23 protein-coding genes are annotated in these 23698 nt (G+C 71.1%); 11 read left to right on the top strand and 12 right to left on the bottom strand.

Annotated features, from left to right (window positions below; all coding sequences use genetic code 11):
* Positions 1 to 25: 25 nt before the first annotated feature.
* The 10 genes from tal to ACFQQI_RS07345 all read left to right on the top strand — a co-directional run bounded on the left by tal (position 26) and on the right by ACFQQI_RS07345 (position 11264).
* Entirely contained in the window at positions 26 to 1135 is a 1110-nt protein-coding gene (tal, locus tag ACFQQI_RS07390; protein ID WP_378560211.1) for a transaldolase, read from the top strand.
* Complete coding sequence (gene pgi, locus ACFQQI_RS07385; RefSeq protein WP_378560208.1) at positions 1132 to 2790, top strand: glucose-6-phosphate isomerase; 1659 nt, start codon at positions 1132 to 1134, stop codon at positions 2788 to 2790. Before tal ends, pgi begins: the two co-directional genes overlap by 4 nt.
* Positions 2787 to 4331, top strand: a complete 1545-nt coding sequence (gene zwf / locus ACFQQI_RS07380) for a glucose-6-phosphate dehydrogenase (RefSeq protein WP_378560205.1) — start codon at positions 2787 to 2789, stop codon at positions 4329 to 4331. The genes pgi and zwf overlap by 4 nt, the downstream gene beginning before the upstream one ends.
* Positions 4332 to 4401: 70 nt before the next feature.
* A complete protein-coding gene (locus ACFQQI_RS07375; protein ID WP_378560202.1) occupies positions 4402 to 5313 on the top strand; it encodes a glucose-6-phosphate dehydrogenase assembly protein OpcA in 912 nt (303 codons plus the stop codon).
* Positions 5310 to 6029, top strand: coding sequence for a 6-phosphogluconolactonase (pgl, locus tag ACFQQI_RS07370; protein ID WP_378560199.1), 720 nt, complete (start codon positions 5310 to 5312; stop codon positions 6027 to 6029). Before ACFQQI_RS07375 ends, pgl begins: the two co-directional genes overlap by 4 nt.
* Positions 6030 to 6241: 212 nt before the next feature.
* Positions 6242 to 7003, top strand: coding sequence for a sugar isomerase domain-containing protein (locus ACFQQI_RS07365; protein WP_378560196.1), 762 nt, complete (start codon positions 6242 to 6244; stop codon positions 7001 to 7003).
* Between the two features lie 28 nt (positions 7004 to 7031).
* Positions 7032 to 8447, top strand: a complete 1416-nt coding sequence (ngcE, locus tag ACFQQI_RS07360) for an N-acetylglucosamine/diacetylchitobiose ABC transporter substrate-binding protein (RefSeq protein ID WP_378560193.1) — start codon at positions 7032 to 7034, stop codon at positions 8445 to 8447.
* Positions 8444 to 9442, top strand: a complete 999-nt coding sequence (locus ACFQQI_RS07355) for a carbohydrate ABC transporter permease (protein WP_378560190.1) — start codon at positions 8444 to 8446, stop codon at positions 9440 to 9442. Before ngcE ends, ACFQQI_RS07355 begins: the two co-directional genes overlap by 4 nt.
* Complete coding sequence (locus ACFQQI_RS07350) at positions 9439 to 10335, top strand: carbohydrate ABC transporter permease (RefSeq protein ID WP_378560187.1); 897 nt, start codon at positions 9439 to 9441, stop codon at positions 10333 to 10335. The genes ACFQQI_RS07355 and ACFQQI_RS07350 overlap by 4 nt, the downstream gene beginning before the upstream one ends.
* Positions 10336 to 10361: 26 nt before the next feature.
* Complete coding sequence (locus ACFQQI_RS07345; RefSeq protein ID WP_378560184.1) at positions 10362 to 11264, top strand: MurR/RpiR family transcriptional regulator; 903 nt, start codon at positions 10362 to 10364, stop codon at positions 11262 to 11264.
* Here the strand turns inward: ACFQQI_RS07345 and ACFQQI_RS07340 are convergent.
* The 10 genes from ACFQQI_RS07340 to uvrC form a co-directional block, all read right to left on the bottom strand.
* On the bottom strand, positions 11261 to 12232 hold the full coding sequence (locus ACFQQI_RS07340; protein ID WP_378560181.1) for an N-acetylglucosamine kinase: 972 nt from the start codon (positions 12230 to 12232) through the stop codon (positions 11261 to 11263). The genes ACFQQI_RS07345 and ACFQQI_RS07340 overlap by 4 nt on opposite strands.
* A gap of 12 nt (positions 12233 to 12244) precedes the next feature.
* Positions 12245 to 12604 carry an RNA polymerase-binding protein RbpA gene (locus ACFQQI_RS07335; protein ID WP_378560178.1) on the bottom strand — a complete coding sequence of 120 codons (360 nt, stop codon included), beginning with the start codon at positions 12602 to 12604 and terminating at the stop codon, positions 12245 to 12247.
* Between the two features lie 60 nt (positions 12605 to 12664).
* Positions 12665 to 12895, bottom strand: coding sequence for a preprotein translocase subunit SecG (gene secG / locus ACFQQI_RS07330; protein WP_378560175.1), 231 nt, complete (start codon positions 12893 to 12895; stop codon positions 12665 to 12667).
* 31 nt (positions 12896 to 12926) lie between these two features.
* On the bottom strand, positions 12927 to 13721 hold the full coding sequence (gene tpiA / locus ACFQQI_RS07325) for a triose-phosphate isomerase (protein WP_378560172.1): 795 nt from the start codon (positions 13719 to 13721) through the stop codon (positions 12927 to 12929).
* Between the two features lie 6 nt (positions 13722 to 13727).
* Positions 13728 to 14927 (bottom strand): phosphoglycerate kinase, encoded by a 1200-nt coding sequence (locus tag ACFQQI_RS07320; protein WP_378560169.1) that lies wholly within the window; start codon positions 14925 to 14927, stop codon positions 13728 to 13730.
* A gap of 3 nt (positions 14928 to 14930) precedes the next feature.
* A complete protein-coding gene (gap, locus tag ACFQQI_RS07315; RefSeq protein WP_378560166.1) occupies positions 14931 to 15929 on the bottom strand; it encodes a type I glyceraldehyde-3-phosphate dehydrogenase in 999 nt (332 codons plus the stop codon).
* 463 nt (positions 15930 to 16392) lie between these two features.
* The gene (gene whiA / locus ACFQQI_RS07310; RefSeq protein WP_378560163.1) at positions 16393 to 17379 is read right to left on the bottom strand and encodes a DNA-binding protein WhiA; all 987 of its coding nucleotides are present in this window, start codon (positions 17377 to 17379) and stop codon (positions 16393 to 16395) included.
* Between the two features lie 60 nt (positions 17380 to 17439).
* Positions 17440 to 18429 (bottom strand): uridine diphosphate-N-acetylglucosamine-binding protein YvcK, encoded by a 990-nt coding sequence (gene yvcK / locus ACFQQI_RS07305; RefSeq protein WP_378560159.1) that lies wholly within the window; start codon positions 18427 to 18429, stop codon positions 17440 to 17442.
* Between the two features lie 7 nt (positions 18430 to 18436).
* Complete coding sequence (gene rapZ / locus ACFQQI_RS07300; RefSeq protein ID WP_378560156.1) at positions 18437 to 19327, bottom strand: RNase adapter RapZ; 891 nt, start codon at positions 19325 to 19327, stop codon at positions 18437 to 18439.
* 17 nt (positions 19328 to 19344) lie between these two features.
* A complete protein-coding gene (uvrC, locus tag ACFQQI_RS07295; protein WP_378560153.1) occupies positions 19345 to 21345 on the bottom strand; it encodes an excinuclease ABC subunit UvrC in 2001 nt (666 codons plus the stop codon).
* 105 nt (positions 21346 to 21450) lie between these two features.
* Between uvrC and ACFQQI_RS07290 the strand changes: the two genes are divergently transcribed.
* Complete coding sequence (locus tag ACFQQI_RS07290) at positions 21451 to 22743, top strand: pyridine nucleotide-disulfide oxidoreductase (RefSeq protein WP_378560150.1); 1293 nt, start codon at positions 21451 to 21453, stop codon at positions 22741 to 22743.
* Between the two features lie 3 nt (positions 22744 to 22746).
* Here the strand turns inward: ACFQQI_RS07290 and ACFQQI_RS07285 are convergent, their stop codons facing one another.
* Positions 22747 to 23244 (bottom strand): Rieske (2Fe-2S) protein, encoded by a 498-nt coding sequence (locus tag ACFQQI_RS07285; RefSeq protein WP_378560148.1) that lies wholly within the window; start codon positions 23242 to 23244, stop codon positions 22747 to 22749.
* A gap of 29 nt (positions 23245 to 23273) precedes the next feature.
* Complete coding sequence (locus tag ACFQQI_RS07280) at positions 23274 to 23687, bottom strand: Rieske (2Fe-2S) protein (RefSeq protein WP_378560145.1); 414 nt, start codon at positions 23685 to 23687, stop codon at positions 23274 to 23276.
* Positions 23688 to 23698 lie beyond the last annotated feature (11 nt).

The raw sequence follows: 23698 nt of genomic DNA, 5'->3' as shown, positions 1-23698 counted from the left end.
AGAAGTCCGACCTGGGAGGAACCCCATGAGTGACCGTCTGAAGGCCCTCAGCGACGCCGGAGTGTCCATCTGGCTCGATGACCTGTCCCGCGAGCGCATCGAGACCGGCAACCTCGCCAAGCTCGTCGACGAGAAGTCGGTGGTCGGCGTGACCACCAACCCCACGATCTTCGCCGCAGCCATCGCCAACGGCGAGCGCTACGACGAGCAGGTCGCCCAGCTCGTCGACAAGGCCGAGCCCGTCGACCGCGTGATCTTCGAGCTCACGACCGAGGACGTCCGCAACGCCTGCGACATCCTCAAGCCCGTCGCCGAGCGCACCGCGGCCGACGGCCGGGTGTCGATCGAGGTCGAGCCCTCGCTCGCCAACGACACCGAGGGCACGATCGCGTCGGCGCGTGCGCTGTGGACGGCCGTCGACCGCCCGAACGCGCTCATCAAGATCCCGGGCACCAAGGAGGGCCTGCCCGCCATCACGGCCGCGATCGCCGAGGGCATCAGCGTCAACGTCACGCTCATCTTCGGGATCGACCGCTACCGCGAGGTCATGGACGCCTACCTGTCCGGCCTCGAAGCCGCGCGCGACGCCGGGCTGGACCTCGGCCGCATCCAGTCGGTCGCGTCGTTCTTCGTCTCCCGCGTCGACACAGAGATCGACCCACGCCTCGAGAAGATCGGCTCCGACGAGGCGCTCGCGCTGCGGGGCAAGGCCGCCGTCGCCAACGCACGGCTCGCGTACGCCGCCTTCCAGGACGTCGTGACCTCCGACCGGTGGAAGGTGCTGGCCGAGGCGGGCGCCAACCCGCAGCGTCCGCTGTGGGCGTCGACCGGGGTCAAGAACCCCGACTACCCGGACACCCTCTACGTCACCGACCTCGTGGTGGCCGACACCGTCAACACGATGCCGGAGAAGACGCTCGAGGCCTTCGCGGACCACGGCGAGGTCACGGGCGACCAGGTGACCGGCAAGGCCGACGTCGCGCAGTCCGTCTTCGACCAGCTGACCGCCGTCGGCATCGACTTCGAGGACGTGCTCGTGGTCCTCGAGACCGAGGGCGTCGACAAGTTCAAGAAGTCGTGGGACGAGCTCGTCGAGACGGTCAAGACCCAGATGGACAAGGCCGCCAACGCATGACCGGGTCGGCCGGGCCGGTGGATCCAACGACCACGCAGGCCTGGTCGCGGCTGGCGACGATCGCGTCCGACTTCGAGCCCGACCTCCGTCGCTGGTTCGCCGACGACCCCGGTCGGGTCGGGCGGCTGACCTTCACCGCGGCCGACCTCCACGTCGACCTGTCGAAGGGGCTGGTGGACGACGACGTCCTGTCCGCCCTGCTGGCGCTCGCCGACGAGGTCGGGCTCACGGAGCTACGCGACGCGATGTTCCGAGGCGAGCGCGTCAACGTCACCGAGGACCGTGCCGTGCTGCACACCGCGCTGCGCCTGCCGGCCGACGCGACCCTGGAGGTCGACGGGCAGGACGTCGTCCGTGACGTCCACGAGGTGCTCGACCGGGTCTACGCATTCGCCGACCGGGTCCGGTCGGGCGCGTGGACCGGCGTCACCGGCGAGCGCATCCGCACGGTCGTCAACATCGGCATCGGCGGCTCCGACCTCGGGCCGGTGATGGCCTACGAGGCGCTGGCGGCGTACCGACAGGACGGCCTCGAGTGCCGCTTCATCAGCAACATCGACCCGACCGACGCGGCGACCACCCTGGCCGACCTGGACCCGGCGACGACGCTCTTCATCGTGTCCAGCAAGACGTTCGGGACCGTCGAGACGCTCACCAACGCGCGGCTGTGCAAGGCGTGGCTGCTCGAGGGGCTGGCGGGCCACGACGAGGCCGACGCGGTGCGCAGGCACTTCGTCGCCGTCTCGACGGCGCTCGACAAGGTCGCCGACTTCGGCATCGACCCCGAGAACGCGTTCGGCTTCTGGGACTGGGTCGGCGGCCGCTACTCGGTCGACTCCGCGATCGGCACGTCGCTGGTCATCGCGATCGGACCGGAGCGGTTCCGCGAGCTCCTCGCCGGGTTCCACGCGATGGACGAGCACTTCCGCACGGCGGAGATCGCGGAGAACGTGCCGGCGCTGATGGGCCTGCTCAACGTCTGGTACACCAACTTCCTCGACGCCCAGACCCACGCCGTGCTGCCCTACGCGCAGCTGCTGCACCGGTTCCCGGCGTACCTCCAGCAGCTCACGATGGAGTCCAACGGCAAGGGAGTCCGCTGGGACGGCTCGGCGGTCACCACCGACACCGGAGAGGTCTTCTGGGGCGAGCCCGGCACCAACGGGCAGCACGCGTTCTACCAGCTCATCCACCAGGGCACCCGGCTGGTCCCGGCGGACTTCATCGCGTTCGCCACCCCGGCGTACCCCCTGCAGGACGGCGCCCAGGACGTCCACGAGCTCTTCCTCGCGAACTTCTTCGCGCAGACCCGGGCGCTCGCCTTCGGCAAGACCTTCGACGAGGTGCGCGCCGAGGGGACGCGTGAGGAGATCGTTCCGGCGCGCGTCTTCACCGGCAACCGGCCGACCGCCTCGATCATGGCGCCCGCGCTGTCGCCGGCGGTGCTGGGGCAGCTCATCGCGCTCTACGAGCACATCACGTTCACCCAGGGCGCGGTCTGGGGCATCGACTCGTTCGACCAGTGGGGCGTCGAGCTCGGCAAGCAGCTCGCCCAGCAGATCAGTCCGGCGGTCGCGGGCGACGGCGCCGTCGCGGCGGCGCAGGACGCGTCGACGCAGGCGCTGATCGACTACTACCGGAGGCACCGCAGGTGACCGAGGCCCACGTGAACCCGCTGCGCGACCCGCGCGACCGACGCCTCCCGCGGATCGCCGGGCCGTGCGGGATGGTGCTCTTCGGCGTGACCGGTGACCTGTCGCGCAAGAAGATCATGCCGGCGATCTACGACCTGGCGAACCGTGGCCTGCTCCCGCCGGGCTTCAGCCTCACCGGCTTCGCCCGCCGCGACTGGGCCGACCAGGACTTCGCCCAGATCGTGCACGACTCGGTGAAGGCGCACGCACGCACGGAGTTCCGCGAGGAGGTCTGGCAGCAGCTGGCCGAAGGCTTCCGCTTCGTGCCCGGCAACTTCGACGACGACCACGCCTTCGACCGGCTGCGCCGCACGATCGAGGAGCTCGACGAGCTGCGCGGCACCGGCGGCAACCACGCCTTCTACCTGGCGATCCCGCCCGGCTTCTTCGGCAACGTCGTCGGCCAGCTCAAGGAGCACGGGCTGGCCCATCCGCGCAACGACTCATGGCGCCGGGTCGTCATCGAGAAGCCCTTCGGCCACGACCTCCAGTCCGCGCGCGAGCTCCAGGCCATCCTCGGCGACGTCTTCCCGCCGGGATCGATCTTCCGGATCGACCACTACCTCGGCAAGGAGACCGTGCAGAACATCCTCGCGATGCGCTTCGCGAACGAGATGTTCGAGCCGATCTGGAACTCCAACTACGTCGACCACGTGCAGATCACGATGGCCGAGGACATCGGCATCGGCGGTCGCGCCGGCTACTACGACGGGATCGGCGCCGCCCGCGACGTCATCCAGAACCACCTGCTCCAGCTCCTCAGCCTGGTCGCGATGGAGGAGCCGACGTCGTTCGACGCCGACGCGCTCCGCATCGAGAAGCAGAAGGTGCTCTCGAGCGTGACGCTCCCCCGCCGCCTCGACCTGACGACGGCGCGCGGGCAGTACGCCGAGGGCTGGGCCGGCGGCGTCAAGGTGCCCGGCTTCCTCGACGAGGAGGGCATCAAGCGCACGTCGACCACGGAGACGTTCGCCGCGGTGACGCTCAACGTCGAGACCCGCCGCTGGGCGGGCGTGCCGTTCTACCTGCGTACCGGCAAGCGGCTCGGCAGGCGGGTGACCGAGGTCGCGATCGTCTTCAAGCGCGCCCCGCACCTGCCGTTCGCGGAATCCGCGATCGAGGAGCTCGGGCAGAACGCCCTGGTCATCAGGATCCAGCCCGACGAGGGCGTGACCCTGCGGTTCGGCTCGAAGGTGCCGGGAACGCAGATGGAGATCCGCGACGTCAACATGGACTTCGTGTACGGCGGTGCCTTCACCGAGTCGTCCCCGGAGGCCTACGAGCGGCTGATCCTCGACGTGCTCCTCGGCGACCCGCCGCTCTTCCCGCGCCACGAGGAGGTCGAGCTGTCCTGGCAGATCCTCGACCCGATCCTGGACTTCTGGGCGCGGCAGGACGAGAAGGGCAAGGGGAAGCCGGACCAGTACGAGTCGGGCACCTGGGGGCCGGCCTCCGCCGATGCGATGCTGGCCCGCGACGGAAGGGTGTGGCGCCGACCATGACCTCACCCCACGAAACTGCGGTGCTCCCCCGCTCCGCTCCTCCGCCCCACACTTTCGAGGGGACCCCGAGATGATCGAGCTCATCGACACGAACGCGTCCGAGATCGCCGCCGAGCTCCAGCGCGCGCGGGTGCGCGCCGGCAGCCCCGCGATGGGCATGGTGATGACCCTGATCATCGTCGTGGACGAGGACGACGCCGAGGGCGCGATGCGCGCGGCCCGCGCGGCGTCCCACGAGCACCCCGCGCGAGTGCTCGGCGTGATCCTCGGCGACGGCCGCGGGGCGTCCGAGATCGGCGCGCAGGTCGGCACCGGCTCGGGTTGGACCGGTGAGACGGCGCTGATCCGCCTCAAGGGCGAGGTCGTCAAGCACCCCGAGTCCGTCGTACTGCCGCTGCTGCTGCCGGACTCCCCCGTCGCCGTCTGGTGGCCGAACCATCCGCCCGCCGACCCCGCCAACGACCCACTGGGGCGGCTGGCGCAGCGCAGGATCACCGATGCCGCGGCCGCCGCCCGGGGCAAGACCCGGGCGATCCACCAGCAGTGCGAGGCCTACACCGTCGGGAACACCGACCTGGCCTGGACGCGACTCACCCCGTGGCGCGCCCTGCTCGCCGCCATCCTCGACCAGCGGCCCGTCAAGGTGAAGGCGGCCTCGGTGACCGCCGAGCGCATCAGCCCGAGCGCGGACCTGCTCGCCGCGTGGCTCGTCGATCGCCTCCGGATCCCCGTCGAGCGCAAGAGCTCGCAGGGTCCCGGCATCACCGAGGTCGTGCTGCACACCGACCAGGGCGACGCCCGGATCTCCCGTCCGGACGGCAAGCTCGCGATGTTCTCCGTGCCGGACAAGCCCGACCGGCCGGTCGCCCTGAAGCGCCGCGAGCTCCCGGAGCTTCTGGCCGAGGAGCTCCGCAGGCTCGACGAGGACGACGTCTACGCCGAGACCGTTCGACGACTGCTGAAGATGGAGAGCGCGAAGTGACCAACGAACCCCGCGTCGAGGTGCACGAGGGCTCCGCCGGCCTCGCCACGGCCGTCGCCGGCGAGCTGCTCAGCCGGCTCGCCGACGCCCAGGCCGCCGGTGGCGTCCCGCAGATCGCGCTCACGGGCGGCACCATCGCCGTGGACATCCACCGCGAGATCGCCCGGCTGACGCCCGACTCGGGGGTCGACTGGACCCGGGTCGTGGTCTGGTTCGGCGACGAGCGCTTCGTGGCCCCCGACTCCCCCGACCGCAACGGGGGCCAGGCCCGGGAGCACTTCCTCGACGCCGTCGGCGCGACGCAGGTCCACGAGATGCCATCGACGGCCGACGCCGCGGACGTCGACGCCGGCGCCGCGGCGTACGCCGAGACGCTGCGCCGGCACGGCAGCGGGGAGTTCGACATCGTGATGCTCGGCGTCGGGCCCGACGGCCACATCGCCTCGCTCTTCCCGGGCTTCCCACAGCTCGACGCCGACGCCATCGCGGTCGGTGTCACCGGCTCCCCCAAGCCGCCCCCGGAGCGGGTCAGCCTCACGCTGCCCGCGCTGAACCGGGCCCGGTCGGTGTGGTTCCTCGTGAGCGGCGCGGGCAAGGCGCCGGCCGTCGCGTCCGCCCTCGGCGGCGCCGACGTCCACGAGACCCCCGCCGCCGGCGTCTCGGGGCGCGAGGAGACGATCTGGTTCCTCGACCGCGAGGCCGCCTCCGCGCTGTAGGACCGGGACGGTCCTGCTGACCCGCGGGGTCCACCGACCCCTCGCGGGGCGAGATGGACCACCTTTTCGCGGCGCTGAGCGCACCCGCGGAGTCGCGGCGCATACCGGTCTGGTAAACGCGCCGCGGAGACCCTTGACAGTCACCTGCTGTAACTGCTTGGTTCACTTCCCATGAAGCACCTGAATGGCTCATTCATGGCCCGGGCGGCCCGGTGATCGACCACTCGCGGCAGCTGCTGCACGAGGTCACGACGCGGCTCGAACGCCTCGGCGAGCTCGCCGACGCCGGCGGTCTCGACGGCGCGATCGACATGATCACGAAGGCGCTCGACGCCGGTGGGATCGTGCAGGCGTTCGGCACCGGTCACTCGCAGGCCTTCGCGATGGAGATCGCCGGCCGCGCGGGCGGCCTGATCCCGACGAACAACGTCGCGCTGCGCGACGTCGTGCTCATCGGCGGCCGCGACCTGGAGATCCTGACCTCACGCGCGTCCATCCTCGAGCGCGACCCGGGCATCGTCGACGAGCTGTGGCGCACGATCCAGCCGCACCCCGAGGACGTGTTCGTCATCGCGTCCAACTCCGGCGTCAACGGCTCGATCGTCGGCATCGCCCTCGCCGCCAAGGAGCACGGGCACGGCGTCATCGCCGTCACCAGCCTGGAGCACACCGCCCGGGTCACGCCCAAGCACCCCAGCGGCAAGCGCCTGAGCGAGATCGCCGATGTCGTGATCGACAACCTGGCGCCGTACGGCGACACCACCCTCAGTCTCGACGGCGCCACCGGCGTCGGGGCCGTCTCCTCGATGACGGCGGCGTACATCGCCCAGCTCCTCACGATCGGTGTGGCCGAGCGGATCGCTGCCGCAGGCGCCGTCCCGCCGATCTACCTCTCGGCGAACATCCCCGGTGGCGACGAACACAACCATCAGCTCGAAGACAAGTACGGCGACCGGCTCCGACGCCACGCCTGACTACCCGTCCACGGAAAGGTTGCAGTGCATGAACATCCAACAGAGGAACGTCGGCCGGCGCACCTTCATGCGCGGCGCGCTGGCCGCGGCCGCTGTCGCCCCCCTGGGCGGCGCCCTCGTCGCCTGCGCGGGTAGCGGCAGCGACGACTCCGACAACGAGTCGGAGGGCGGCACCAAGAGCGCCGAGAACCCCTTCGGCGTTGCCGACAGCTCGACCGTCGACGCGGTCATCTTCGACGGTGGCTACGGCACCGACTACGTCGCCTTCGCCGCGACGATCATGGAGAAGAACTTCTCCGGGTCGACCGTCAAGGTCTCGGCGACCACCGAGATCGCCCAGGAGCTCCAGCCCCGGTTCGTCGGCGGCGACCCGCCGGACCTGATCGACAACTCCGGCGAGAACGCCATCGGGTTCGCGACCATCCTCGACCAGCTCGAGGACCTCAGCGACGTCCTGGACGCCGACAGCCTCGAGGGTGTCCCGATCCGCGACACCCTCTTCGGCGGCGTCGAGGAGCCCGGCACGTTCGGCGACAAGTTCGCGGCGCTCAACTACGTGATGACGGTGTACGCCGTCTGGTACTCCGCCAGCCTGTTCGAGGAGAACGGCTGGACGCCGCCGCAGACCTGGGACGAGGCGATCGACCTCGGCGCGAAGGCCAAGGCCAAGAACAAGTACCTCTTCCTCTGGGGCAAGGAGGCCGCCACCTACTACCAGACCCTCGCGATCGGGTCCGCGATCAAGGAGGGCGGCGACGAGGTGCGCCTGGCGCTCGAGAACCTCGAGGAGGGCTGCTGGTCGCTCCCCGCCGTCCAGGACGTCTTCACGGCGATGGGCGAGATCGTCTCGGCCGGCTACATGAAGCCGGGCGGCGCGGGCACCCAGTTCACCGCCGCGCAGGCCCAGTGGAGCAACAACCAGGACGCGCTGCTCTACCCCTCGGGCTCGTGGATCGAGAACGAGATGAAGGACCAGACCAAGGCGGACTTCCAGATGACCGGGTTCCCCGAGATGACGGTCACCGCGAACTCCGCGATGCCGTACACCGCCATGCACAGCGCGGCCGGCGAGCCCTTCATCATCCCGTCGCAGGGCAAGAACGTCGCCGGCGGCAAGGAGCTGCTGCGCACGATGCTGTCGAAGGAGGCCGCGACCAACTTCGCCAAGACGAAGCTCGCGCCCACCATCGTCATGGACACCGTGCCGGCCGACGGCTTCGGCTCGACCGCGCTGGTGTCGCAGAGCCAGATGCTCACCGACGCCGGGTCGGACGTCTTCACCTGGAAGTTCGTCGACCTCTACGGCATGAACGTCGACCAGCTGGTGGTGTGGAACAGCTTCCTCGCCGGCGACGCGAGCGCGTCGGAGCTGACCTCGCGGCTGCAGGAGATCACCGACAAGATCCGTGAGGACGACTCGGTCGAGAAGATCGAGGTCACGTGATCGATACCGCCCTGGCACCCACCACGGAGGCCAGGAGACCTCCGTCCCGCCGCAAGTCGCGGCGGCCGCTGACGTTCGACCGGGTGAGCTTCTTCCTGGTGTTCCTCGGACTGCCGTTGGCACTCTTCCTGGTCTTCGTGGTGTGGCCGTTCATCCAGGCGATCTACTACTCGATGACCGACTGGTCCGGATTCACGCCGGACATGAACTTCGTCGGTGTCGAGAACTACCAGCGGCTGTTCGACGACTCCGTCTTCATGACGGCGCTCGGCAACAACATCCTGCTGGCGGTCGTCGTCCCCATCGTGACCATCGTGCTCAGCTTCGCGCTGGCCACGATGGTCACGGTGGGCGGCTCCTCCCACGGCACCACGCGCGGCCTGAAGGGGTCCAGCTTCTACCGGGTGATCTCGTTCTTCCCCTACACGGTGCCCGGGATCGTCATCGGCCTGATCTGGGCCCAGATGTACGACCCGTCGAGCGGGCTGCTCAACGGCATCCTCACCGGCCTCGGGTTCGAGCGGTTCGAGTCGTTCCCCTGGCTCGGCGACACCCGGACCGCGATGCCGGCCTCGATGTTCGTCATCATCTGGGGCTTCGTGGGCTTCTACATGGTGCTGTTCGTCGCCGCCATCAAGGGCATCCCCGCGGAGTTCTACGACGCAGCCCGGATCGACGGCGCCGGCCGGCTGCGCATCGCCTGGTCGGTCACGATCCCGCTGGTGCGTGACACCGTGCAGACGGCGTACATCTACCTCGGCATCCTGGCCCTCGACGCGTTCGTCTACATGGCGGCGCTCAACCCCGGCGGCGGGCCGGACAACTCGACGCTCGTCATGCCGCAGCGACTGCTCGACACGGCGTTCACCAAGGGCCAGTTCGGCCTGGCCAGCGCGATGGGCGTCGTGATGGCGGTCGCCACCCTGGTGTTCGCGGCGATCGTCTTCACCGTGAACCGCCTGACCGGCGGCCGGGAGGGGGTGGCGCAGCGATGACCACCCACCTCAGCGAGACTTCCGGGCCGGCCACCACGCAGCCCACCGCCGACCAGAAGCCGCCCGCCGGCGACCGGGTGGTCGCGAGCGTCTCGCACGTCGTGCTCGCCTTCTGGTCGCTGCTCGTGCTCGCCCCGCTCCTGTGGGCCCTGATGTCGTCCTTCAAGACGAGCAGCGAGATCTTCGCCTCGCCGTTCGGGCTCCCCGCCAACTGGAACTTCGACAACTACGTCTCGGCGTGGACGACCGTGGGCATCGGGCGCTGGTTCCTGAACACCGTGATCGTGGTCGGTTGTGCCCTGGTCATCGTGATGATCCTCGGCTCGATGTGCGCCTACGTGCTGGCGCGCTACTCCTTCCGCGGCAGCAGGCTCGTCTACTACCTGATGCTGGCCGGCCTGACCTTCCCGATCTTCATGGCGATCGTCCCGCTCTTCTTCGTGCTGCGGAACATCGGCCTGCTGAACACGCTGCCCGGGCTGATCGTCACGTACGTCGCGTTCGCCCTCCCGTTCACCGTGTTCTTCATGTACCCCTTCTTCAAGGCCCTGCCCGACGAGATCGCCGAGGCCGCGGAGATCGACGGAGCCGGCGAGTGGCAGAAGTTCTTCCGGGTGATGCTCCCGATGGCCAAGCCGGGCATCGCGTCGGTCGCGATCTTCAACTTCCTCGGCCTGTGGAACCAGTTCCTCCTGCCGGTCGCGCTGAACACCCGGCGCGAGAACTACGTGCTCTCACAGGGCATGGCGTCCTTCGCCTCCCAGGCGGGCTACAACGTCGACTACGGCCGGCTGTTCGCCGGCGTGGTGATCACCGTGGTCCCCGTCCTGATCGTCTACTCGATCTTCCAGCGGCAGCTGCAGGGCTCGGTGAGCCAGGGATCGTCGAAGTGACACCCGGGCCCCGCAACGCCGAACCGGTGACGGACCATGCCGACCTCATCGACCGGATCCACACGCTCGCTCCGCGGATGACGGGCGCGCTCCGCGAGGTCGCCGACACCGTGCTGGCCGACCCGGCGGACGCGGCGCGCCTGTCCGCCGGGGCGCTCGCCGACCGGGCCGGGGTGTCGCAGGCGTCGGTCACGCGGTTCGCCCAGTCGATCGGCCTCGCCAGCCACGCGGCGCTCCGGCTCGCGCTCGCCGAGCAGGTCGGTCGGGCGACCGCGCGCGGGGTCTCCCCCGACGTCGGGCTCCAGATCGGCCTCGACGACTCGATCAGCCATGTCATGACCGTGGTCGCCAACGCCGACATCCGGGCGATCACCCAGACTCTCAGCCAGCTCGACCCCGAGGCCCTAGACCGGGCCAGCAAGTCGATCGCCTCGGCCCGGCGTGTGGACGTCTACGGCATCGGCAGCTCGGCGAGCATCGCCCGGGAGCTCGAGACGCGGCTCTTCCGGATCGGCGTGCACGTACGGGCCTGGATCGAGGTCCACGAGGCGCTGACGTCAGCGGGCCTGCTGACGGCCGACGACGTCGCGATCGCGATCTCCCACTCGGGCGCCACGTCCGAGGTCGTGGAGCCCTTCCGGCTCGCCGGCGACCGCGGGGCGGTGACCATCGGAATCACCGGCGACCCGCGCTCGGCCGTCGCCGCGGAGTCCCGCGACGTGCTGACGACCGCCGCACTGGAGACGTCGTACCGCAACGGGAGCCTGGCGGCCCGGCACTCGCAGCTCATGGTCGCCGACTGCCTCTACATCCGGGTCGGCCAGCTCACCCCCGACCGGACGGGCGAGTCGTTGGCGCTCACCGAGCACATCGCGCCGTCGCACGCCGTCGCCGGGCGGCGTACCCGCCGCGCCAGCAGCAGTGTCTAGCTACGGAGCGTCGCCAGCGACTCCGTGAGCCTCGTGAAGACGGCCTCGTCGACGCGGACGCCGCCGTGCCGGAGCGCGAGAGCCGCCGCCCCGGCCGCGCCGTCGACGGCCCTGGCGACCACGTCGGTCGCCCCGCGGCTGCGGTACGACGCCTCGACCGCGGCGGCCAGGACGTCCTGGTGGAGCAGGACGCTGCCGCCGAGCACGAGCGGACCCGCGGGCGGGTCGTCGAGGACCTTGTCGAGCGTCTGGGACAGGCCGGCGGCCGCCGCCTCGACGATGCCGCCGGCGACCTCGTCGCGGACGGCGAAGGCCAGCGGGGCGAGTCGCGCCAGCTCCACCGGCCTCCGGTCGTAGACGGCGTCGACCAGCGGGACCAGCGCGGAGCGGTCCGCGGGGCCGTCGATGCCGAGCTCGGCGAGCACCAGGTCGGTGAGCCCGGTGGCCGGGCCGCGCCCGTCGAGGGCGGCGGCGACGGCACGCACCACCTGGTGCCCGAGCCAGTACCCGGACCCGTCGTCGCCGAGCAGCCAGCCGAGGCCGTCGGCCACCCCGTCGACGTGCCCGGCGCGGATCCGGATCGCGGCCGCACCGGTCCCGGCGACCAGGGCGTAGCCGTCCAGCGCCCACGATCCGCTGTGGAACATCGCGAGGATGTCGGACTCGAGGGCCACCGCGGCGCTGACCTCCGCCGCGGCCAGGGCCTGGTCGATCATCGAGTCCCCGACATCGGTGCCGAGCGTGCGGGATCCCGCCATCGCCACGACCACGCCGGTGATCGACGCGCCCGGCACGCCGGCCGAGGCCGTCGCTCGTCGTACGGCATCAGCCAGCGCGAGCACGACGCGGTCGGGCCCCGAGGACCGCGGGTTGCCGCTGCCGGCGACACCGAGGCCGAGGCAACGACCGGTGGGGTCGACCACCACTGCTCTGGTCGACGAGCCGCCGGCGTCGACAGCGAGGAACATCAGCGGGTCGCGTCAGAAGATGATGTCGCCCGACTTGCGCCGCGAGCGCAACAGCTCGAGGGCCTCGTCGAGGATGTCCTCGGCCTCCTTGTCGGAGCGCCGTTCCTTCACGTAGGCGAGGTGGGTCTTGTACGGCTCGATCTTCGGAGCCGGCGGCGGGTTGTCGGAGTCGAGGCTCGCCGGCAGCCCGCACTTCGGGCAGTCCCACGACTCGGGCACCTGGGCCTCGGTCGAGAACGGCACCACGGAGCGGTGCTCCCGGGCGCAGAAGTACGTCACCGTCTGTCGCGGAGCGGCCTCGCCGCGCTCCGCCTCACCCATCGGCCCGGCCCCCACCCGGCTTCCGCGAATCGCGTTTCCTGCACCAGCCACGGATGTTTCCCTTTCGACTGCTTCGAGAGACCGAACCCTGTGTTGTACGAAAGCCAGGTGTCAGTAGGCCAGCAACAGCCCGAGAGCAATGACGCAGGCGAACCAGATCAGACCGATGCCGACCGTCAGGCGGTCGAGGTTGCGCTCGGCGACCGACGAACCGCCCAGTGAGCTCGAGACACCACCGCCGAACATGTCAGAGAGGCCGCCACCGCGACCCTTGTGAAGCAGCACCAGCAGGATCATGAAGGCGCTGGTGAGCATTAGCACGATGGTGAAGATCAGTTCCACGGTCGCAAAGCCTACGTCAGGTTGCCCGGGATCACAGGACCGGCATGTCGTAGTAGCGGCAGATGCCGCCGAACTCGTCCACCTGGAGGCTCGCACCGCCCACGAGGCAGCCGTCGACGTCGGGCTGGGTCATGATCCCCGCCACGTTCGCCGCCTTCACCGAGCCGCCGTAGAGGATGCGTACGCCGTCGGCGGCTGCGTCGCCATGGACCTCACGGATCCGCGCCCGGATCCCGGCGCAGACCTCCTGCGCGTCGTCGGGGGTCGCGACCTCGCCGGTGCCGATCGCCCAGACCGGCTCGTAGGCGATGACCAGGCCCGCGACCTGCTCGGCCGAGAAGCCCGCCAGCGACCCGTCGACCTGGGTGACGCAGTGCGGGACGTGCTCACCGGCCTGCCGGACGTCCAGCTGCTCGCCGACACAGACGATCGGCGTCATGCCGGCGCCCAGCGCCTTGTGGGCCTTGGCGTTGACGACCTCGTCGGTCTCGCGGTGGTACTGCCGACGCTCGCTGTGGCCGACCACGACGTACGAGCAGCCGAGCTTGGCGAGCATGCCCGCCGAGATCTCGCCCGTGTAGGCGCCGGAGTCGTGGGTCGAGACGTCCTGCGCGCCGTACCGGATCTGCAGCCGGTCGCCGTCGACGAGCGTCTGCACCGACCGGAGGTCGGTGAACGGCGGCAGCACGACGACCTCGACCCGGCCGTAGTCGTGCTTCTTGTCGGCGAGCGTCACCGCCAGCTTCTGCACCAGGACGATGGCCTCCTGGTGGTTCAGGTTCATCTTCCAGTTCCCCGCCATGAGCGGGGTGCGATTCTTCGCCATGTTGGGTCAGTCCTCCAGGACCTGGATGCCGGGCAGCTCCTTGCCCTCGAGGTACTCGAGGCTGGCACCGCCGCCGGTGGAGATGTGGCCGAACGCCGCCTCGTCGAAGCCGAGCGTGCGGACGGCGGCCGCGGAGTCGCCGCCGCCGACGACCGAGAGGCCGTCGACCTTCGTCAGCGCCTCCGCCACGGCGCGGGTGCCGCCGGCGAACGCGTCGGTCTCGAACACGCCCATGGGGCCGTTCCAGAAGACGGTGCGCGCGTCGGCGAGGGCCGTGGCGAACGCCTGGGCCGCCTGGGGCCCGATGTCGAGACCCAGGGCGTCGGCGGGGATCTCCGCGGCGGGCACGACGCGGGGCTCCGGGGTCCGGTCGCCCGACGGGAACTCGGTGTCGACCACGATGTCGGTGGGCAGCAGTATCTCGACGCCGGTCTGCTGGGCCCGCTCGAGGTAGGCCCGGCAGGTGTCGAGCTGGTCGGCCTCGAGGAGGCTCTTGCCGACCTCGTGGCCCTGCGCCTTGAGGAAGGTGAAGACCATGCCGCCGCCGATCAGCAGCCGGTCGGCCTTGCCGAGCAGGTTGTCGATCACGCCGAGCTTGTCCGAGACCTTCGAGCCGCCGAGCACCACGACGTACGGGCGCTCGGGGTCCTCGGTCAGGCGACGCAGCACGTCGACCTCGGTCGAGACCAGCTGGCCCATGGCGTGCGGCAGCCGCTGCGCGACGTCGTAGACCGAGGCCTGCTTGCGGTGCACCACGCCGAAGCCGTCGGACACGAAGGCGTCGGCCAGCTCCGCGAGCTGGTCGGCGAAGGCGCCGCGCTCGGCCTCGTCCTTGCTGGTCTCGCCGGCGTTGAACCGGACGTTCTCCAGCACCGCGACCTGGCCGTCCGCCAGGCCGGCCACCGTCGTCCGGGCGCTGTCGCCGACCGTGTCGGACGCGAACGCGACGTCCGCGCCGAGCAGCTCGCCGAGGCGGGCGGCCACCGGACGGAGGGAGTACCGCTCCTCCGGTGCGCCCTTCGGGCGGCCCAGGTGGGCGACGACGACCACCCGGGCGCCGGCGTCGGCCAGCTCCCGGATGGTCGGCACGCTCGCGCGGACGCGGCCGTCGTCGGTGATGCGGGTGCCGTCCAGGGGCACGTTCAGGTCGGAGCGGACCAGGACCCGCTTGCCTCGGACATCACCGAGGCCGGCGTACTCACCCATGCGTCAGAGGGTCTCGCCGACGTAGGTGATCAGGTCGGCGAGGCGGTTGGAGTAGCCCCACTCGTTGTCGTACCAGCCGAGCACCTTGACCTGGTTGCCGATCACCTTGGTCAGCGGGGCGTCGAAGATGCACGACGCCGGGTCGGTGACGATGTCGGTCGAGACCAGCGGGTCGGTGGAGAACTTGAGGAACTTGCCGTCGGCCGCCGCCTTGACGATCTCGTTGATCTCCTCGACCGAGGTCTCGCGCGACGCCTCGAAGGACAGGTCGGTCGCCGAGCCGGTCGGGACCGGGACGCGCATGGCGTAGCCGTCCAGCTTGCCCTTGAGCTCCGGCAGCACCAGGCCGATCGCCTTCGCGGCGCCGGTCGAGGTCGGGACCATGTTGAGGGCGGCGGCGCGGGCGCGGCGCGGGTCCTTGTGGATGTTGTCCTGCAGGTTCTGGTCCGCGGTGTACGCGTGGATCGTGGTCATCAGGCCCTTGTTGATGCCGATGCCCTCGTGCAGCGCCTTCGCCATCGGCGCCAGGCAGTTGGTGGTGCAGGACGCGTTGGAGATGACCGTGTGGGCGGCCGGGTCGTACGACGTGTGGTTGACGCCCATCACGACCGTGACGTCCTCGTTGGACGCCGGCGCCGAGATGATGACCTTCTTCGCGCCGCCGTTGTCGACGTGGGCGCGGGCCTTGGTGGCGTCGGTGAAGAACCCGGTCGACTCGACGACGACGTCGACGCCCAGGTCGGCCCACTTGAGGTTGGCGGGGTCGCGCTCGGCGAAGGTCTTCACGACCTGGTCGCCCACGCGGATCTCGTCCTCGGTCGCGGTCACGTCGACGTCGAGGCGACCGAGGATCGAGTCGAACTTCAGCAGCGGGGCGAGGGAGGTGTTGTCGGTGAGGTCGTTGACGGCGACGATCTCGATGTCCAGGCCCGAGGCACGGACGGCGCGGAAGAAGTTGCGGCCGATGCGGCCGAACCCGTTGATACCTACTCGAACAGTCACTTCTCTGGCTCCTGCTTCTCGATCACGGCGTGCAAACGGAACGTCTCGACCCTATCGCTAGGGCGCCGTTGCTCCACGCCCACGTCCGTCGTACGTGCCGGTAACGGACGAAGGTCCCGAAGCCCGCTGACCCGGCAGGAACTGTTGGGGCAGTCCTGTCGCTTTTGGCCCGATGCAACACCCCAAGAGCGTCGGGATCCCCGGTGCGCCGGGGATCCCGCCGGATCTGTGGGTCGTCCCTGGGGTCGGCCAGCGACTCGGCGGTGGGAAATCCACCGTCTCGCGGCCCGAAACGGTGGCTGAGCCACCGCCACCCGCGCGACAGGCCGGAAACCGACAGCGTGATGACCGAACACCAGGTCGTCAGGCAACTCACTGGGTCTCGACACGGCGGTCGCGGCTTCGTTCCTCAGCCGCGCGCCTTGCTCGACCACCATCAGCGGGTCCGCTGGCGCGTCCCCGCTCAGGCGTCCTCGGCGAGCATCTCCGGGGTGAGGGACGCCTCGGTGTCGGGGATGCCGAGCTCCTCGGCGCGCTTGTCGGCCATGGCGAGCAGGCGGCGGATGCGGCCGGCGATCGCGTCCTTGGTGAGCACCGGGTCGTGGAGCTGGCCGAGCTCCTCCAGCGAGGCCTGCTTGTGCTCGAGGCGGAGCTCGCCGGCCATCCGCAGGTGGTCGGGCACGTCCTCGCCGAGGATCTCCATCGCCCGGCCCACTCGAGCTCCGGCGGCGACCGCGGCCCGCGCCGAGCGGCGGAGGTTGGCGTCGTCGAAGTTCGCGAGCCGGTTGGCGGTAGCGCGGACCTCGCGTCGCATCCGGCGCTCCTCCCAGGCCATCAGCGACTCGTGGGCGCCGAGGCGGGTGAGCAGCTGCCCGATCGCGTCGCCGTCGCGGATCACCACGCGGTCGACGCCGCGGACCTCACGGGCCTTGGCGTGGATCCCCAGGCGGCGGGCGACGCCGACGAGGGCCAGGGCGGCCTCGGGACCGGGGCAGGTCACCTCGAGGGCCGACGAGCGGCCGGGCTCGGTGAGCGATCCGTGGGCGAGGAACGCGCCCCGCCATGCCGCGACCGCGTCGCAGCCACCACCGGAGACCACCGCCGGCGGCAGGCCGCGCACCGGTCGGCCGCGCTGGTCGAGCAGGCCGGTCTGGCGGGCCAGCGCCTCGCCGTCCTTGACGACGCGCACGATGTAGCGGCTGCCCTTGCGGATGCCGTTGCCCTGCACCATCACGACATCGGACTGGTGGCCGTAGACCTCGGCGATGTTGGTGCGCAGGCGGCGCGCCGCGGCCCCGGTGTCGAACTCCGCCTCGACCACGATCCGGCCGCTGACGATGTGCAGGCCCCCGGCGAACCGGAGCATCGAGGCGACCTCGGCCTTGCGGCAGCAGGTCTTCGTCACCTGGGTGCTCGACAGCTCTGCCTTCACCTGTGCCGTCATCGCCATGGTGCCGATCTTCCCACGGGAGTCAACGACCCCGCGCACGAACCCCGGCAGTCCGAGGACTCAGCCGCGGGCCATGATCTCGGCGTACGCCGCGGCCAGCCGCGACGGGTCGTGATGGGGTTCGTCGCCGGCCATCGCGACGTCGGCGACGTGCAGGCGCGCGCCGTACGACGCGACCGCCTCCTCGAGCTCGTCGAGCCCGTCGCCGACGCTGCCCCGGTCGGCGAGCACGGTGTGGACGCGCAGGTCGGGGGCGTGCTCCATGAGGGCGGCGAGGTGGTCGCGCGGACGGAACCCGAAGGTCTCCCCCGCCTCGTCGACGAGGTTCAGCACGACCACGACACGGCCCTCCGTCCGGACGAGCGCCGCGCGCAGCGCGGGGACCATGAGGTGGGGCATCACCGAGGTGAACCACGAGCCCGGACCGAGCACCACCCAGTCCGCCGCGGTCACGGCGGCAAGCGTCTCCGGGCACGGCCGCGGGTCGGGCGGGTCGAGCGCGATCGAGACGATCTGCCCCTGCGTGGTGGCGACCTCGACCTGGCCGCGCACCGTCGTGACCCACTCCGGGCGTGCGGGGTCGAGGCCACGCACCGCTGCCGTGATGTCGAGCGGGTCCAGGGCCATCGGCAGCACGCGGCCGCTCGTGCCGAGCAGGCGCCCGACCCAGTCGAGCGCCGCCACCGGGTCGCCGAGCTGCTCCCACAGCCCGACGATCAGCAGGTTGCCGATCACGTGGCCGTTCATCTCGCCCTGCCCGGCGAACCGGTGCTGGAGCACCCGCGCCCAGGTGTCGCCCCACTGGTGCTCCCCGCAGAGCGCGGCCAGCGCCATCCGCAGGTCGCCGGGTGGCAGTACGCCGAACTCGTCGCGCAGCCGGCCCGACGACCCGCCGTTGTCGGCGACCGTGACGACGGCGGTGAGGTCGTCGACCGCCAGGTCGGCGACCAGCAGCCGCAGCGCCTGCAGCGACGCGGCGAGCCCGTGCCCGCCCCCGAACGCGACGACCGCCTGGGCGCGGTCGACCGAGGACGGCGCCACGTCGCTCATCGGCGCCTCACTCGCGTCCCAGGTCGCGGTGCGTCGCCCGGGCGTCGAAGCCGGCGTCGGTCAGGCGTCGCGCGATCTCCTCGGTCATGGCGACGCTGCGGTGCTTGCCGCCCGTGCACCCGACCGCCACGGTCATGAAGCGCTTGCCCTCCCGCAGGTAGCCCTCGGCGACGCCCTCCAGCAGCGGTACGTAGCCGGCCAGGAACTCGGCCGCGCCCGCCTGGGCCATCACGTAGTCGGCGACCTCGGCGTCCTTGCCGCTGCCGGGCCGCAGCTCGGGGATCCAGTGCGGGTTGGGCAGGAACCGCATGTCGGCGACGAAGTCGGCGTCGACGGGGATGCCGTACTTGAACCCGAAGCTGGTCACGGTCACCTTGAGGCGGGTCGTGTCGGGCGTGCCGAACGCCTCGGCGATCCGGTCGGTGAGCTGGTGGACGTTGAGCGCCGAGGTGTCGATCACGAGGTCGGCCCCGCTGCGCAGGTCGGCGAGCACGTGGCGCTCGCGCTGGAGGCCGTCGAGCAGGCGGCCGGTGCCCTGGAGCGGGTGCGGGCGGCGCGCGGCCTCCTGGCGGCGGACCAGGACGTCGTCGGTCGCCTCGAGGAAGACCAGCGTCGTACGACGTCCGGTCGCGCCCTGCGCCAGGTTGGCCTGGAGGGACTGGAAGAACGAGCCCGAGCGCACATCGACCACGACCGCGATCGGCTGCTCCTTGCCGCGGCTCTCGTCGACGAGTCGTACGACGTCGCGCAGCAGGCTCGGCGGCATGTTGTCGACGACGTAGTAGCCGAGGTCCTCGAGCTCCTTGGCGGCCGTGCTGCGGCCGGCACCGGTCATCCCGGTGACGACGACCAGCTCGCCGTGGTGGTCGGCGCCGGCTGCCGCGGCGTCCTCCGTCATTGGCCCTCCATCGGCGTTCAGCCTTCCTCGATCTCGCCGGTCGCGGTGTTGACGCTGACGATGCTGGTGACAGTCTTGCCGTTCTCCTGCGCGACCGCCTCCTTGATCGCGGTCGCGGTGCGCTCTCCGATGCCGGGGACCATGGCGATCTCGTCGACGGTCGCCGCGCGCAGCTTCTTGAGCGAGCCGAAGTGCTTCAGCAGCGTCTTGCGGCGCACCTCGCCGAGGCCGGGTACGCCGTCGAGCAGGCTCTCCACCATCGACTTCGACCGGCGCGAGCGGTGGTGGGTGATCGCGAACCGGTGCGCCTCGTCGCGCACTCGCTGGAGCAGGTAGAGGCCCTCGCTCGACCGGGGCAGGATGACCGGGTCCTCCTGGTCGGGCAGCCAGACCTCCTCGAGCCGCTTCGCCAGCCCGCACACCGGGATGTCCACGATGCCGAGCTCCTCGAGCGCGCGCTGCGCCGCGGCCACCTGCGGCGGCCCGCCGTCGACGACGACCAGGCCCGGCGCGTAGGCGAACTTCCGCGGCCGCCCCGTCTCCGGGTCGACGAGCATGGGGCCGTTCTCGGTCACCTGCTCCGTCGACGTCGCCTGCTCGTCCAGGAGTCGCTTGAAGCGCCGGGTGATCACCTCGTGCATCGACGCGACGTCGTTCTGCCCGTCGACGCCGCGGATCACGAAGCGGCGGTACTCGCTCTTGCGCGGCAGGCCGTCCTCGAACACCACCATCGACGCCACGACCTCGGTGCCCTGGAGGTTCGAGACGTCGTAGCACTCGATCCGCAGCGGCACCTCGTCGAGCGCGAGCGCGTCCTGGATCTCCTCGAGCGCGCGGTTGCGGGTCGTCAGGTCGCTGGCGCGCTTGGTCTTGTGCAGGGCCAGCGCCTGCCCGGCGTTCTGCTGGACGGTCTCCTGGAGGGTCTTCTTGTCGCCCCGCTGCGGCACCCTGATCGCGACCTTCGAGCCGCGCAGGTCGCCGAGCAGCTGCTCGTACGTCGCGTGGTCGGGCGGGAGCGCCGGCACCAGGATCTCGCGGGGGATCTCGTCGGACCCGGCGCCGGCGTACAGCTGGAGGATGAAGTCGTCGACCAGCTTCGCGGTGTCGCCCTCGTCGACGCGGTCGGCGACCCAGCCGCGCTGGCCGCGGATCCGGCCGCCGCGCACGTAGAAGATCTGGACCGCGACCTCGAGCGGGTCCTCGGCGAGCGCGATCACGTCGGCGTCGGTGCCGTCGCCGAGCACGACGGCCTGCTTCTCGAGCGCCTTGTTGAGGGCCCCGAGGTCGTCGCGCAGCCGCGCCGCCTTCTCGAAGTCGAGCGCGTCGGAGGCGGCGTACATCTCCTTCTCGATCCGCTTGACGAACGCCGACGTGTGCCCGGCCATGAAGTCGCAGAAGTCGTCGACGATCTCGCGGTGCTCCTCGGCGGAGACGCTGCCGACGCAGGGTGCCGAGCACTTGTCGATGTAGCCGAGCAGGCAGGGTCGGCCGATCTGGCTGGACCGCTTGAAGACGCCGTTGCTGCACGAGCGCATCGGGAAGACCCGCAGCAGCAGGTCGACCGTCTCCCGGATCGCCCAGGCGTGGCTGTAGGGGCCGAAGTAGCGGGTGCCCTTGCGCTTGGCGCCGCGCCCGACCATCACCCGGGGGAACTCCTCGCCAACCGTCACCGCGAGCCACGGGTAGGACTTGTCGTCGCGGTACTTCACGTTGAAGCGCGGGTCGAACTCCTTGATCCAGGAGTACTCCAGCTGCAGCGCCTCGACCTCGGTCTTGACGACCGTCCACTCGACCGACGCCGCGGTCGTGACCATCGTGGCCGTGCGCGGGTGCAGGTTGCCGACGTCCTGGAAGTACGACGACAGCCGGGCGCGCAGGTTCTTCGCCTTCCCGACGTAGACGACGCGACCGCGCGGGTCCCGGAACCGGTAGACGCCGGGCTGCGTCGGGATCGAACCGGGCGCGGGACGGTAGGACAGCGGGCCTCGGAGAGAGCGCGCGGGTGGAGCGGGAGGCACGCCTCAACCCTACGGGCGACCGGGGACATCGCCGCGCCGCGCCACACTCGAGGACTCGTCTCACGACGAACGCCGTCCGTATGTCGAGTGAGTTACTCTGCTTTGGTGCGATGTCGCGATCGGTACGGCTACGGCCTGACCTGCTCCCCCGACGCCGCCGCGGCCTTCAACCGCGGCGTCGACGACCTGCTCCGGCTCCGCAGCGGCGCCGAGCACCGGGTGGCCGCGGCACTTGCCCTCGACCCCACGTTCGCGCTCGCCCACGCGACGCTCGCGCTCCTCGGCCACGAGATGTGCGCCGCCGTGGACGTCGAGGCGCGGATCTCCGACGCGCTGACCCTCGCGCCGCGCGCGACCGACCGCGAGCGCAGCCACGTCCACGCCATCGCCGCGCACCTCCGCGGCGACGGGCGGCCGATCGTCCGGCACCTCGAGGCCCATCCCGGCGACGCCGTGCTGCTCTCGACCGCCGTTCCGACCATCGCCTTCGCCGGTGTCACGGAGGTGCCCGCCGAGGGCTGGCACATCGTCGAGCGCGCGGCGCCGGCGTACGGCGACGACTGGTGGTACGCCGGGCTGCTCGCCTTCGTGCGTCAGGAGCAGGGACGCTTCGACGAGGCCATGGACCTCGCCTGCCGGTCACTCCACGTCGAGCCCGGCGCCGGCCACTCGGCGCACGCCCGGGCGCACGCGCACTACGAGACCGGCGACCACCACGCCGGCCTCGACTGGATGGACGCCTGGGTCCGCGGCGACGGTGCCGACACCGACAGCATCAGCCACTTCTCGTGGCACGCGGCCCTGCACGAGCTCTCGCTCGGCGACCTCGACGCCGTCCGCCGCCGGTACGACGCGCAGCTGCGGCCCGAGCGGGCGACCGGGTGCCGGGCGCTGGTCGACACCGGTTCGCTGCTCTTCCGCTGGGCACTCACGCCGGGCGCCGCCGACGTACCGGACCTGACGGCGGTCGCCGCCGTGACGTCCGAGGCGACCCTGCACCGGCCGGCGACGCCGTTCCTCGCCCTGCACGCTGCCGTGCTGCACCTGGCTCTCGACGACCGTCCCGCCCTGGCGAGCCTCGAGCGGTGGGCGGCCGGCCACGACCATGCCGCCCAGCGGGAGGTGGTCGCTCCGCTCGCTGGGGCGTTCCGGTCGATGGCCGACGGCAGCTGCTCGGTCGGTGCGGACCGGCTGGCCGGCCTCCAGGCGCACCTCTGGCGCCTCGGCGGCTCCGACGCCCAGCGCGAGGTCGTCGAGGAGGCCCGGATCGCCGCGCTCGTCCGCGCCGGCCGGCTGGACGACGCGCGCGACGTCCTCGACCGTCGCCTCGACCGCCGCAGCTCCGTCCGCGACCGACGGTGGCGCGACGAGTGCGTCAGCGCGGCCGCGCCGGGCTGACCCTCACGCGCGGACGATCGAGTCGCCCTGCACCTGGATCGCGACCTGCTCGAGCGGCGACGACGCGGGGCCGTTGGCGACCGACCCGTCCGCGATGGAGAACTTGCTGCCGTGGCAGGGGCAGTTGATGGTGCCGCCGTCGACGCCGCCGACCACGCAGCCCTGGTGGGTGCACACGGCCGCGAAGCACTTGAACTCCCCCGCCGTCGGCTGGGTGACGACGAGCTCCTCGGCCTTGAGCACCACGCCGCCGCCCTCCGGCACGTCGGCCGTCGCCGCCAACGCGTTCGCTGCGGGTGCCTCCGAGGTCGGCGCCTCCTCGGTCGGAGCCTCCTCGGACGGCGTCTCCTCGCTCGTCGGCGTCGGTTCGGCCGCCGTGTCCTCGCCGCCGCCGTCGTCGTCACCGCACGCGACGAGCAGCGGCACGCCGACGCCGGCGATCGCCGCGCCGCTGAGGGTGCGGCGCCGGCTGAGGCGGGTGTGGTCGAGCGAAGCGGTCATGGCGTACCTCCCGAGCGAGACCGCCCCGGTCAGGCGGTCGAGATGGTGTCCCCGTCGACGCTGATGTCGACGGAGGCGAGGGGTGACGTGGCCGGGCCGTTGACGACGGAGCCGTCCTCGGCCGAGAACTTGCTCCCGTGGCACGAGCAGTCGATCGTGCCGTCGGCGACCTTCGACACCAGGCATGACTGGTGCGTGCAGACGGCCGAGAACGCCTTGAACTCACCCTCGGCGGGCTGGGTGACGACCACCTTCTGGTCCCCGAACACCGTGCCCCCGCCCACGGGGACGTCGCTGACCGGACCGAGCTCGGTGCCGGAGGCCGGCGGCTCGCTGGCGTCACCGCCGTCGTCGCCCCCGCACGCGGCGAGCAGCGGCGTCGCCACCCCGAGGGCGGCAACTCCTGTCAACGTCTGGCGGCGGGTGATGCCGTCGGTAGTCACGAGTCGTCGTC

Source organism: Nocardioides sp. GCM10030259 (assembly GCF_042666375.1).
Classification (GTDB): domain Bacteria; phylum Actinomycetota; class Actinomycetes; order Propionibacteriales; family Nocardioidaceae; genus Nocardioides.
The sequence above is the reverse complement of the archived record's forward strand: the minus strand, read 5'-3'. Positions and strand labels throughout refer to the sequence as shown.

Bases quoted from the DNA above. Each gene is read 5' to 3' on its own strand.
- pgi (WP_378560208.1), top strand. From the start codon at position 1,132: ATGACCGGGTCGGCCGGGCCGGTGGATCCAACGACCACGCAGGCCTGG.
- yvcK (WP_378560159.1), bottom strand. From the start codon at position 18,429: ATGAGCGACGTGGCGCCGTCCTCGGTCGACCGCGCCCAGGCGGTCGTC.
- ACFQQI_RS07320 (WP_378560169.1), bottom strand. From the start codon at position 14,927: ATGGGTGAGTACGCCGGCCTCGGTGATGTCCGAGGCAAGCGGGTCCTG.
- ACFQQI_RS07340 (WP_378560181.1), bottom strand. From the start codon at position 12,232: ATGTTCCTCGCTGTCGACGCCGGCGGCTCGTCGACCAGAGCAGTGGTG.
- tpiA (WP_378560172.1), bottom strand. From the start codon at position 13,721: ATGGCGAAGAATCGCACCCCGCTCATGGCGGGGAACTGGAAGATGAAC.
- ACFQQI_RS07375 (WP_378560202.1), top strand. From the start codon at position 4,402: ATGATCGAGCTCATCGACACGAACGCGTCCGAGATCGCCGCCGAGCTC.
- ngcE (WP_378560193.1), top strand. From the start codon at position 7,032: ATGAACATCCAACAGAGGAACGTCGGCCGGCGCACCTTCATGCGCGGC.
- rapZ (WP_378560156.1), bottom strand. From the start codon at position 19,327: ATGACGGAGGACGCCGCGGCAGCCGGCGCCGACCACCACGGCGAGCTG.
- ACFQQI_RS07350 (WP_378560187.1), top strand. From the start codon at position 9,439: ATGACCACCCACCTCAGCGAGACTTCCGGGCCGGCCACCACGCAGCCC.
- tal (WP_378560211.1), top strand. From the start codon at position 26: ATGAGTGACCGTCTGAAGGCCCTCAGCGACGCCGGAGTGTCCATCTGG.
- whiA (WP_378560163.1), bottom strand. From the start codon at position 17,379: ATGGCGATGACGGCACAGGTGAAGGCAGAGCTGTCGAGCACCCAGGTG.
- ACFQQI_RS07285 (WP_378560148.1), bottom strand. From the start codon at position 23,244: ATGACCGCTTCGCTCGACCACACCCGCCTCAGCCGGCGCCGCACCCTC.